Consider the following 10,847-nt stretch of genomic DNA (forward strand, 5'->3'; position numbering starts at 1 on the left):
TATTTATAATATGATTAAAGAGCTTACAAATTTTATCGTTGCGAATGGCTATTCAACTTCTAGTGTAACCATTGATGAGCTTGATCAAGAACGCGATATACTTTTTCTTGATTTAAAATATGGTTTTGTAGGAGAGGTGTATCTTAATGGGGATAATAATACAACAAGATTAGATTTTGATATGCCTTTGAAAAAGGGTGATAAATTCAATATTTATGATTTAGATACAGGTATAGAAAATTTAAACAATGGCGCAAGAGATGTTAAAATCGCTGTTAAAGCGAGTGAAAATTATGGTTATTCTGATATATTTATCAATCTTAAATCAAAGCCACCTGATTTGATATTGGACTTTGATAATAGTGGCTATAAAGCTAAAGGAGAATATAAAGCTAGTGCCTATCTTTCTTTAAGTAGTATTTTAAATCTTAACGACTCCATACGCTTTGGTTTTATCAAAGGATTGTTAAAAGATATGAGTCAAGAGCGAGAAAATGTTTATGTGGCAAATTATACCTTGCCCATACAGAGTTATCAATTGTCTTATTCTATGCAATATAGTGATAATATAAATATGATTGAGGGATATGATAATTCTTTTATAAAAAATACAGATACAAGCTTAAGACATAAAATCATGTTAAAAAAGATTTTACATCGCACAAGCAAGGATAAATTTTCAATTTATGCTAATTTAGGCATTAAAGATGATGTTAATGAGATTGATAATTTTCGTTTAGAGAGTTCAAGTGGTAGGTATTCAAGTATTGCTAGCGGGGTTGAGTATTCAACGCTGGCATTTGGTGGATTTTTGTTTTTAAATTTAGAATACGAAAAAGGAATTCCATTTTTGGGTTCTAAAAAAGATTCTAAAGATTCTTTATATAAAATCGAATTTAACAAAGCATTTTTATATCAAAACAGCTTGGGTGCGAGTTATTCTAATGAACCCTTATTGTATGCTGATAAATTTTTAATCGGTGATGAATACACAGTTAGGGGATTTAAAGAAAGCTCTGCTGCTCTTGATTATGGAGCATATAGTAACAATACGATTTATTTGCAATTTCTAAATGCGCCTAAATATTTAAGAGCATTAGAGCCTTTTGTTGGATTGGATATGGGTTATGGTAGGGATTATCTTTTACCCAATAAAGATTTTTTAGCCGGTGTCGCCTTTGGTTTTAGATACAACTTAAATCATCTTTCTTTAAATTTAACAGCTTCTAAAGCCCTGCATAAATCTTCGAATATGCCAAGCGAAACGATTCCTATTTATCTCAGGGCTTCTGTATTTTTTTAAGTTTAAGAAATGAAAAATGGATTGATTTCTTTTTTATCCTCAAAAGCTATACTTTTATAGCTTTTATCTTTAAATCGAAGTTCATAGCTTTTGTTTGCTTCATGCTTGGTGTAAGTTAGAGCGATTTTTAAGGCGAGTTCTAAATCTTTTTCATCTGCATTTGCACTAAGTAAAGAATAAGCTCCGATTAAATCTCCAAGTTCTATTACTTCATATTTAGGAGTTTTTAAACCTTTTAAAAGAGTATTTTCAAGTTCATTTCTACCTATGATCATTTTAGCTCCATTGGGTAATCTTAAATGACGACCATATTTTAAAAGTTGCGCATCATTTACTTGCATATCTTTATCAAATTCTATAAAGTCGCGAATTTTTTTAGCAAAACTATCAAGAGTTAGCAAACAACCTCCACCTGGGCTTTCAAAGTCTTCTAAGCCAAATTTAGCTGCAAGTTCAAGTTGTCTTTTACGACTTCTTCCACTAATACCTTCGAGTTTTTCTCTATCTACCCAACCTTCTCTTTCAGGTTTGGTTAGAGGTAGGTTTTTTGCACACATAGGACGCAAGATCAGATCTTCTTCATCAAGAGCAAGTTTTTTAACCTTTGCCATCGCATCACTTCTTTGACTCATAGGGCGTTGTCCTAAAACTTCTCCTGTGATGATAAAACTTGCATTTTCTTCTTTTAACATAGCAAGAGCAGTTTTAAACATAAAAGCATGACAATCTATACAAGGATTAAAATGTTTGCCATAGCCATATTGTGGATTAAAAAGCACTTCTTGAAGATAGGAATTTCTTACATCTATCATTTCAAAATCTGCACCTACCATTGCCGCACGCTTTTTCATGATTTCGCTTTTATCACTTGTGCTTCCAAAACCTATGTTGATATTTAGAGCTTTAACTTCTATGCCTTGTGCAGTGATGAGTTTCATTGCAAGCATACTATCAAGCCCACCGCTAAAAAGAGCTAATGCTTTCATTTATGTTCCTTTTTTAAAAAATAATTTTGTTAGTATAAATAAATTTGATTTTTTGCCGATATCAAATTTGTAATTGTATCAAATAATTTTAAGATTACAATTATTTTTGAAGGTTTACTATGAGAAAATTACTCTCTGTTGCACTAGTTGCTTGCTTTATTGGTTCTTTTGCTTATGGCAAAACTGAGAATAATAAAAGCCCACAAGTTAGAAGTTCTTGCGTTGATTATGAAATAAGATTGAAACGATGCAATTCTTTGCCTACTCAATATCAAAGACAAATGTGTTGTTTGGGCTTATTTGCAGCTTGTAAATAAAATAAACAAGTCCAAGTTAAATGCTTGGGCTTTAAAATTTCTAAGGAGTTATTATGGATAAATTAACAATCAATGATTTTAATGTTTCTTTACCAAGTTCTCAAAATGTTACAAATCGTAAAGAAATTTTAGAATTAAAAAAAGAAGAGAAAGATAAAATTCCCGTGCAAGATCTTTCGAGTTTAAATAGCGATGGTGTTAAGGTTGTTTTTGAAAATAAGCAAGGTGAACTTATAGCTTTAAATTTAAGTGATGAAAATTATAGTAGTTTGCAAAAGAATTTTGGCTCTTATACAAATTATGTTGCTCGAAATGATGGAAGTATAAGGCTTAATGGCGAAGCAAATGAATTTATTGCTAATTGGTTTGAAAATATAGAAGATAATTTTAATTCTTTAAGTTCAAATTTAAGCTCTAATACTCAAGATAAAAATATAAAATTAAATTTTCATACCAATACAATCACTCAAAGTATGCAAAATTTGGGCTTTAAATCAAATGATGAAAAAATACCCAATGATGCAAGCATGGAGAAAAAATTAAATTTCTTTATAGATAAGGATAGGGATAAAAATGGCAAGATCGATGATAATGATGTTAAAGAGCCTAGCATGGGAGAAATTTTAAACGATATAAGCAAAATATCGGGTAGAGCTAATGCCATGCAAACTATAGATCCACAAAAGATTTATAAAAAAGATGATAGTGGGGTCACAATTAAAGAGAAAGATGAAAAAGACGATAAAGATTTGCTTGAAATTGCCAAAGAAAAAGGACTAAGTGCTTTGAGTGCAGATGAGCAAGCCAAACTTAAAGCAAGTAATCCACAAATTTTTGAAGAACTTCAAAATAAGTCTTTAGGGAATTTAGAGCAAAATTTAAAAAAAGATTTAATGGTGCAAATAAGTAACAATGAAGCCATATTTGTGAACAAAAGAGTGTAAAAATTTAAAAATAAATGAAATATTTATAGTATTTACTTTGGGTGTAGATTAAGCGCTCTTATTAGTTTTGTATCAGGTTTTTTAGCTTTTGTGATTAGTTTAAGTTATAGATTGTTTTAGAGTCAAAGCAAAGCTATTTAATTCTATTTTTCAAAAATTAGCAGAATTAAAAAACTAGAGCTAAGAAAAAAGATATATAAAAAGCTTGTGATTTGTGATTTGACAAAGTATTTTTCATCTATTTTTCTCTGTTATAATTTGGAAATTCTCATGCTCTTTAGCTTTTAATAAGTCAATGATTTGAACAAAGCTTTCAAATTTTGCATTCTTATCACTTTTTAATTCTACTATAGTTTTTTTATGAAGCGAAGAAATAGCATCGCTTAAGCCTTTTAAATCTGTAGTCTTATCGTCTAGATAGAAAATATTGTTTTCATCAATGCTAATGGATAATTTTTTTTCATCATTGTTAAGACTTAGAGCATTTTCGCTAACGGGTAGATTGATTTCAATTTTGCCATGAGCAATGAAAGTTGAAATACTAAGAATGATAGCAAGTAAAACAAGCATTATATCTATGAAAGGAACTATATTTAACCCTTCATTTTTAGGCAATTTAAGCATTTTTACTCACCTTATAAGCATTACTTAAAAGTGAAACCTTGCGAAGTAAGGCATTATAAGCCATTAAGGCAGGTATGGCGACTAAAAGTCCTAAAGCTGTAGCTTTAAGAGCTAAAGAAAGTCCTACGACTATGGATTTGACATCGATATTTCCCGCTATTCCCATTTCATAAAAAGTAATCATAATCCCTACAACAGTTCCTAAGAGTCCTATGTAGGGAGCGTTAGAATAAATAATATAAATGGTAGTTAAATTCTCGCTAATTGCATCATCAAATTGCTCTTGATTTTCATAATTTTTAAAATCTATTTTTCTAAAAAATAATACTCTTTCAATTACGCACCAAAAAGCTATAAATGCCATAACTCCTAAAATTATAAAGATAATTAAATCAATATAATCTTTTAAAAATTCCATATTTAACTCCATGATTTGATTAAATTTTGGCGATTATACTACAATAAAAATAAAATTATAATTAATATTAATTATCATAATTTTTTAAATAATCATACTTTCACAAGCCTTTGGCTTAAAAATTTAGGTTATAATTTTTTAAATACTTTAACTCTTAAGGAAAAGCATGCAAGAAAATCATAATTTTATTTCTTTTGTTCTTCTTGATGAAGCCAAGTTTGATTTTTTGAAATTGAAAAAGATACTTGAAGATGATTTTGATATATGGATTGCTGATGAAAATTTTACTCAAGATGGAGTAATTTTTTCTTTTAAAAATATGATCGTTACTTTAAATTTGATTAAAAATCCTATACCCAACAACGAAGCAGAATATTATGCTAATTTTAATTTTATGTGGAAAGATGCTTTAGAGCAAACCCAAAAACATAAAGCACATCTTCTTGTATCCGTTTTAAGTCAGAGTGAATCAAAGCTAGATCAAGCTAAACTTTTTACTCAAATATCATCTGCGTGTTTGCAAGATGAGCATACTTTGGGATTTTATACAGGAGGAGTTGTTTTAGAGCCTAAGTTTTATATAGAAAATGCAAAAATGCTAAAAGAAAATCGCTTGCCTATTTATAATTGGATTTATGTAAGCGTTTATCCAGGTGATAATGGCAATAATGCCTACACCTATGGTCTTAGAAATTTCGATAAATTAGAGCTTGAGGTTTGTGATGCAAATATAGAAGAAAAAGAGCTTTTCTTCACTTTGTATGACATTATTTTGCATATTTTAACTTATGATCTAAGTTTAAAAGATGGTGATACTTTAAAATTTGAAGATGGTAGAATACTTTCTTTTAAGAAAAGTCAAGGCATAGGTGTTGAAAATGAGAGTTTAAAAATTATTTTTTAGTTTCACATTCACTTCACAAAGATAAGTTAAACTTCTCTCAACCAAAACACAAACAAAAAGGAGAAAAAATGAAATTAAAATTAGGTTTAGCGGCTTTATTGGGTGCTACGGTGCTTTTTGCTAGAGATATAATTGTTCCTGCGAGTGAACTTCCAAGAAATGCACAAGATTTTATATCTAAGAATTTTAAAACTGCACAAATTGCTTTAGTAAAAAAAGATATAGATTCTTATGATGTGACTTTAAATGATGGAACAGAAATTGACTTTATTATCACTGGAGAGTGGAAAGATGTAGATGGAAAATACAAAGCTCTGCCAAATAGCATTTTGCCAAATATTATGCCAAAAATCAGTGCTTCATCAAACGCTCAAATCATAGAAGTAAGCAGAGAAATCAACGGATATAAATTTGAATTAAGCAATCAATTAAAAATTTATACTGATGCACAGGGTAATATCTTAGGACAAAAATTTGATTATTAATTCTAAAAGCATGTAAATTTGGAGACTTTATGTTTCCAAATTTTTAAATGAGTTTAAAAATTTCTCTTTGTTAATCCAATATGGTTTTTTATATAAAAAACCATCTCCAAAACTTAATTAAATTAAATCTTAAAATATAATTTTAATAAGACTAATATTTTACAAAATGTTACATAAATTAAAGAAAAATGCTAGAAATTTAGATTTTTTACCCAGTAAGTGTGTTAAAATAAGCTTAATTTTGCGATATCAAATTTTAAGGAAAATGTATGAATACTCCTAAGTGGACTCGTTATGACACGAGATGGGTTTTATCTCTTTTTGGAACCGCTGTGGGTGCGGGGATATTATTTTTACCCATTAAGGCAGGTGTGGGTGGTTTTTGGCCAGTTGTTGTGATGGCTTTGATTATTTTTCCAATGGTTTATCTAAGTCATAGAGCTTTAAGCCGTTTTGTAAGCCAAGCAAATGGTAATGATAAAGACATTACCCATGCGGCTGAAGAGTATTTTGGTAGAAAAGTAAGTATTTTTATTTCTGTGCTTTACTTCTTTGCAATTTTTCCAATTTGTTTAGCGTATTGTGTGGGTATAACCAATACTTTTGAAAGTTTTATCTACCATCAATTTTTACCCCTTTTAAATTCAGAGGGTGTATTTGCAGATATTATTCGTGCCATGTATGAGGTAAGCACAGATGATAAAGAAAAAGTTGTAGCGAGTTTATTTCCTTTTTATCGTTTGCTTTTAGCTTTTATTTTGGTAAGTGTTTTTATGCTTATCATGCTTTTTAGTGAAGAATTGATTACTAAAGTGTGTGAATGGCTTGTATATCCTTTATGTGCTATTTTATTTTTATTTTCTTTATATCTTATCCCACAATGGTCATTTGAAAGTTTTAGTGCTATTCCTGGAACAAAAGAATTTATTACTATAGTATGGCTAACTTTACCGGTTTTAGTGTTTTCATTTAATCACTCACCAGCAATTTCAACTTTTTCTCTAAGCGTAAAAAGAGAATATCCTGAAAATTCAGTACAAAAAGCAAATCAAATTTTGTTTAGAACCTCTGTCATGTTGCTTGCTTTTGTTATGTTTTTTGTGGTATCTTGCGTGCTTTCTTTAACTCCAGCTGAACTTGCTGAAGCAAGAGCACAAAACATACCGGTGCTTTCTTATTTTGCTAATAAGCTTGATAATCCATTTATTTCTTATGGTGGTCCATTAATCGCATTTTTGGCAATTTCTAGTTCATTCTTTGGACATTATTTTGGCGCTAGAGAAGGTGCTTATGGTATAGTTAGAAAATGTTGCAAATTAGCAGGTAATGAAAATCCTGATTTGAAAAAAATTGCTATTTATTCAACTTTAGTTATGTATATTGTTATGTTAATTACTGCTTATATCAATCCTAGTATTTTAGGTTTTATTGAAAGTTTGGGCGGTCCAATTATCGCAGCAATCTTATTTTTAATGCCAATTATTGCAATTTATACGGTTTCAAAAATGAAAAAATTCCAAAATAAAGCTTTAGATGCTTTTGTTTTTATTACAGGTGTTTTAACAATCATCACTGTAATTTATACTTTTTAAGGTGTGGTGAATGAGTAATTTAAATATTTTTAAAATAGGTGTAGGTCCTTCATCATCACATACTTTAGGACCTATACTTGCAGGAAATTTATTTTGTAAAAAAATTGCTAAAAAATTAGAAAAAATTGAAAGAATTCAAATCATTCTTTATGGCTCTTTGTCTTTAACAGGCAAAGGACACTTGAGTGATAAGGCTGTGATTTGGGGGTTAAATGGCTTAGAAGCTAAAAATTTAAGTGCGGCAATACAAGATGAAGTAAATAAAAATGCTATTGAAAATGCTCAAATTGATTTTTGTGGCAAGAAAAAACTTAGTTTTAATTATGAAAAAGATTTGATATTTTCTAAAGATTTTTTACCTTTACATGAGAATGGTATGAAAATTAAAGCTTATGATTGTAAAGGTGGGTTAGTTGATGAGGAAACTTATTATTCTGTAGGTGGAGGCTTTGTTTTAACAACTGCACAATTAGAAAAAAAAGGTAAAAATTCCAACCAAAATAAAAAGAAAAAACTAGATATAGAGCTTAATAACGCTAAAGAAGCTTTAGAGCTTTGCGATAAAAGAGATTGGGATTTGGCAGAGCTTTCTTATCGTTATGAATTGCAATTTCACACTAAAGAGGAAATTCGTGCTTATTGTCTTGAAATTTGGGAAGTGATGCAAGAAGTGTATTATAATGGTACGCACCCGAATGAAGATTATTTGCCTGGAAAACTTCATTTAAAGCGTAGAGCTAAAGGACTTAAAGAAAGAGTAGCGATGACTACTGATCCTATGGGGATTATTGATTTTATCTCTTTGTATGCTATTGCGATTGCTGAAGAAAATGCTAGCGGAGCAAAAGTCGTAACCGCACCAACAAATGGAGCATGTGCTGTTATCCCTGCTGTCATGCTTTATCTTAAAAACCATACCATAGGTTTTAGTGATGAAAAGGCAATTGAATTTTTATTAGTAGCTATGCTTATAGGTTCTTTTTATAAGAAAAATGCAAGTATTAGTGGAGCAGAAGCAGGTTGTCAAGCAGAAATTGGTAGTGCTAGCTCTATGGCAGCTGCGGCTATGGCCACAGTTTTAGGAGCCAATGCTTTTAAGGCTTGCAACGCTGCTGAAATGGCAATGGAACATCATCTAGGACTTACTTGTGATCCTGTAGGGGGCTTGGTTCAAATTCCATGCATTGAAAGAAATGCTTTTGGGGCGATAAAAGCTATCAGTGCAGCTAGAATGGCAATGACACGCAAATCTATTCCTATAGTCAGCCTTGATGAGGTGATAGAAACCATGTATGAAACTGGTAAGGATATGAATTACAAATACAAAGAAACTTCTTTAGGCGGACTTGCTACAAATTTAAAAACAGTGTGCTAAGATTTTACTTTGCACACTTTTAAATAAATAAATTTTTATAAAATTTAAGGTATTTTTGTTTATTTTTTTGCGTATTTTTTCATTCTTTGGGTTAAAAATTCTTTCATTTCTTCTTTGCTAAAACTTTTTAAAATGCGAATTTGTTTAAAAAGTAAGCCAAGGTTGATGATACCCATAACCAAAAGCAACAAACAAATCATCAAAAAAACAAGATCAACAGCACCAAATTCATTGATGGCAGCCAAGCTTGCAAAAAATACACTCGCTAAAAATAAAAAAATTAAAAGCAAGACTTGTTTTAATTTTGCTTCAGCAAAATTATCACTATTTTGAGTAAAATTTCTAAAAAGTATGATTTTTTTGCCTAAATTTGAAATTAAAATTTCATCATTTTCTTTAAACAAATTTTCTTTCAAACTTTGATAAAAAAAGATTTCATTGTTTAAATTTAGCTCATCTTTGAAGCTTGCTAGCGTATAATCTTTATAAAAAAAAGATTTGATTTCGCTTTTCTTTTCTATTTTAAATAATCTTAAATCATTTCTTGCATAAAAAAATCCGCTAAAGCTCATAAATGCCATAAGTGTCACTCCCTAAAAAATTTCTATAAAGTGGCTTGAAATTCAAAGGCATTGTAACATTTTTTTCATCATTTAAACTTGAACTTTGAAAAATCAAAAACATATCCATCTCATCTTTGAATTTTTTTAGGAAATTTTCTCCACCCTCATACATTAAAAATTTAGCTTTATTAGGAATTTGAGTATAAATTTGACGATGAGGCACGCTAAATAAAGGAATGCTTTTGTCAAAATTTTCTAAATTTTGATGACTTAAAATACAAAGATTAGGCGCCTTGCTTTTACAAAGTCTTGCATCAAGTATGGGACGATCTTTTCTTATCGTTTCTCCTCCTAACACAAGCAAATCAATCACAGAACGAATTTTATGCGCATAAGTACGACTTAGCTCATTGCTTACGATTTTGCCAAAAGGCGAGCCATTCATAGAAAGAGCGAGTTTGAAAAGTTTAAATTGTCCTTTTTGCCATTTTAAAAAAGGTTTTAAAAGTTTTTTTCCTTCTTCTTTAAGTATGTCAAATTCAACCTCTATACCTTGTTTTTTTAAAAATTCAGCCCCACCGCTTGCGATTTTATTTTCATCTTTAACGCTGATGAAAATTTTTTTAAAACCTAGTTCGCTAAAGAGTTTTGCACAAGGAGGTGTTTTTCCTTGATGAGAGCAAGGTTCAAGTGTGACAAAGGCTATGCTATCTTTAAAAATACCTCTATGGTTTTTACAAATAAATTCATGCATCGCATTGGCTTCTTGAGGTAATGAAATTTCAGGGTTTAAATTTGTAAAAGCATGGGCTATAGCATTTAATTCTGCATGAGCACATCCTGCTTTTTCATGAGCTTTTATGGCTAAAATTTTTTCATTTTTATCTAAGATTACACAGCCTACGGCCGGATTTGGATAGGTTAAAAACTGATATTTCCAAGCCTCATTTAAGGCTAAATTCATATAAAAATTTTTCATTTCATTCCTTTATATTATACTCTTTAGCAAAAGCTCTTATCTTAGCTCTAAGCTCTTCAGGAAAGTTAGCTCTATAAATAGCAGGGATTCTAGGATCAAGTTTAGAATCAAGTTTGTGTTTGTTGTAAATAAATTCTAATCTTTCAGGACTATAGTATCTTGGTGTATTAGGATAGCCTTGAGGAGGAGTTAAAGCTGCGAGTTTGGCATGTAAATAAAGCTTTTCTAAATAAATTTCTACATCTGCTTCACTCCAGTGATTGGGTAAATCATAACTATAACTTCTTACAGAACCTTCTTTATAAGCATCTATTTCTTGGTCAAATTCCCATCTACTTTCAGGAGTAGAATCCACAT

At 30.2% G+C, this 10,847-nt stretch carries 13 protein-coding genes; 7 read left to right on the forward strand and 6 right to left on the reverse strand.

The genetic code is table 11. The annotated features are described in order from the left end of the window. The first annotated feature begins 10 nt into the window (after nt 1-10). On the forward strand, nt 11-1,303 hold the full coding sequence (locus CCO88_RS06670; protein ID WP_002839836.1) for a ShlB/FhaC/HecB family hemolysin secretion/activation protein: 1,293 nt from the start codon (nt 11-13) through the stop codon (nt 1,301-1,303). Between the two features lie 2 nt (nt 1,304-1,305). Here the strand turns inward: CCO88_RS06670 and CCO88_RS06675 are convergent, their stop codons facing one another. Then, the gene (locus tag CCO88_RS06675; protein ID WP_002783028.1) at nt 1,306-2,289 is read right to left on the reverse strand and encodes a 7-cyano-7-deazaguanine synthase; all 984 of its coding nucleotides are present in this window, start codon (nt 2,287-2,289) and stop codon (nt 1,306-1,308) included. Nucleotides 2,290-2,408: 119 nt separating this feature from the next. Between CCO88_RS06675 and CCO88_RS06680 the strand changes: the two genes are divergently transcribed. Both CCO88_RS06680 and CCO88_RS06685 read left to right on the forward strand, forming a co-directional pair. Then, nucleotides 2,409-2,606 carry a hypothetical protein gene (locus CCO88_RS06680; RefSeq protein ID WP_002839837.1) on the forward strand — a complete coding sequence of 66 codons (198 nt, stop codon included), beginning with the start codon at nt 2,409-2,411 and terminating at the stop codon, nt 2,604-2,606. Nucleotides 2,607-2,659: 53 nt separating this feature from the next. Further along, nucleotides 2,660-3,550, forward strand: a complete 891-nt coding sequence (locus tag CCO88_RS06685) for a hypothetical protein (protein WP_002813512.1) — start codon at nt 2,660-2,662, stop codon at nt 3,548-3,550. A gap of 234 nt (nt 3,551-3,784) precedes the next feature. Here the strand turns inward: CCO88_RS06685 and exbD are convergent, their stop codons facing one another. Next, nucleotides 3,785-4,174 (reverse strand): TonB system transport protein ExbD, encoded by a 390-nt coding sequence (exbD, locus tag CCO88_RS06690; protein ID WP_002778912.1) that lies wholly within the window; start codon nt 4,172-4,174, stop codon nt 3,785-3,787. Beyond that, nucleotides 4,167-4,592, reverse strand: a complete 426-nt coding sequence (gene exbB / locus CCO88_RS06695) for a TonB-system energizer ExbB (RefSeq protein WP_002782436.1) — start codon at nt 4,590-4,592, stop codon at nt 4,167-4,169. Before exbB ends, exbD begins: the two co-directional genes overlap by 8 nt. Before the next feature lie 166 nt (nt 4,593-4,758). On the opposite strand from exbB, the gene CCO88_RS06700 reads away from it, so the two are divergent. From CCO88_RS06700 to CCO88_RS06715, 4 genes are all read left to right on the forward strand, one after another. Further along, entirely contained in the window at nt 4,759-5,496 is a 738-nt protein-coding gene (locus CCO88_RS06700) for a DUF4261 domain-containing protein (RefSeq protein WP_002785781.1), read from the forward strand. Nucleotides 5,497-5,564: 68 nt separating this feature from the next. Next, on the forward strand, nt 5,565-5,981 hold the full coding sequence (locus tag CCO88_RS06705; protein ID WP_002782432.1) for a PepSY-like domain-containing protein: 417 nt from the start codon (nt 5,565-5,567) through the stop codon (nt 5,979-5,981). 269 nt (nt 5,982-6,250) lie between these two features. Further along, entirely contained in the window at nt 6,251-7,573 is a 1,323-nt protein-coding gene (locus CCO88_RS06710) for an aromatic amino acid transport family protein (RefSeq protein WP_002839840.1), read from the forward strand. 10 nt (nt 7,574-7,583) lie between these two features. Next, complete coding sequence (locus CCO88_RS06715; protein ID WP_002839842.1) at nt 7,584-8,948, forward strand: L-serine ammonia-lyase; 1,365 nt, start codon at nt 7,584-7,586, stop codon at nt 8,946-8,948. 59 nt (nt 8,949-9,007) lie between these two features. Here the strand turns inward: CCO88_RS06715 and CCO88_RS06720 are convergent, their stop codons facing one another. From CCO88_RS06720 to CCO88_RS06730, 3 genes are read right to left on the reverse strand one after another with little or no spacing between them, the layout of a single operon-like run. After that, a complete protein-coding gene (locus CCO88_RS06720) occupies nt 9,008-9,529 on the reverse strand; it encodes a hypothetical protein (RefSeq protein WP_002778922.1) in 522 nt (173 codons plus the stop codon). Next, entirely contained in the window at nt 9,510-10,490 is a 981-nt protein-coding gene (gene ribD, locus CCO88_RS06725) for a bifunctional diaminohydroxyphosphoribosylaminopyrimidine deaminase/5-amino-6-(5-phosphoribosylamino)uracil reductase RibD (protein WP_002818575.1), read from the reverse strand. The genes CCO88_RS06720 and ribD overlap by 20 nt, the downstream gene beginning before the upstream one ends. Before the next feature lies 1 nt (nt 10,491). Beyond that, entirely contained in the window at nt 10,492-10,845 is a 354-nt protein-coding gene (locus tag CCO88_RS06730) for a hypothetical protein (protein WP_002785785.1), read from the reverse strand. Nucleotides 10,846-10,847: the final 2 nt, after the last annotated feature.

The sequence above is a fragment of the Campylobacter coli LMG 9860 genome (assembly GCF_000254135.1).
Taxonomy (GTDB): Bacteria; Campylobacterota; Campylobacteria; order Campylobacterales; family Campylobacteraceae; genus Campylobacter_D; species Campylobacter_D coli.

Excerpts from the sequence above, each read along its gene's own strand:
- CCO88_RS06670 (WP_002839836.1), top strand. The coding sequence starts at position 11 with ATGATTAAAGAGCTTACAAATTTTATCGTTGCGAATGGCTATTCAACT.
- CCO88_RS06675 (WP_002783028.1), bottom strand. The coding sequence starts at position 2,289 with ATGAAAGCATTAGCTCTTTTTAGCGGTGGGCTTGATAGTATGCTTGCA.
- CCO88_RS06680 (WP_002839837.1), top strand. The coding sequence starts at position 2,409 with ATGAGAAAATTACTCTCTGTTGCACTAGTTGCTTGCTTTATTGGTTCT.
- CCO88_RS06685 (WP_002813512.1), top strand. The coding sequence starts at position 2,660 with ATGGATAAATTAACAATCAATGATTTTAATGTTTCTTTACCAAGTTCT.
- exbD (WP_002778912.1), bottom strand. The coding sequence starts at position 4,174 with ATGCTTAAATTGCCTAAAAATGAAGGGTTAAATATAGTTCCTTTCATA.
- exbB (WP_002782436.1), bottom strand. The coding sequence starts at position 4,592 with ATGGAATTTTTAAAAGATTATATTGATTTAATTATCTTTATAATTTTA.
- CCO88_RS06700 (WP_002785781.1), top strand. The coding sequence starts at position 4,759 with ATGCAAGAAAATCATAATTTTATTTCTTTTGTTCTTCTTGATGAAGCC.
- CCO88_RS06705 (WP_002782432.1), top strand. The coding sequence starts at position 5,565 with ATGAAATTAAAATTAGGTTTAGCGGCTTTATTGGGTGCTACGGTGCTT.
- CCO88_RS06710 (WP_002839840.1), top strand. The coding sequence starts at position 6,251 with ATGAATACTCCTAAGTGGACTCGTTATGACACGAGATGGGTTTTATCT.
- CCO88_RS06715 (WP_002839842.1), top strand. The coding sequence starts at position 7,584 with ATGAGTAATTTAAATATTTTTAAAATAGGTGTAGGTCCTTCATCATCA.
- CCO88_RS06720 (WP_002778922.1), bottom strand. The coding sequence starts at position 9,529 with ATGGCATTTATGAGCTTTAGCGGATTTTTTTATGCAAGAAATGATTTA.
- ribD (WP_002818575.1), bottom strand. The coding sequence starts at position 10,490 with ATGAAAAATTTTTATATGAATTTAGCCTTAAATGAGGCTTGGAAATAT.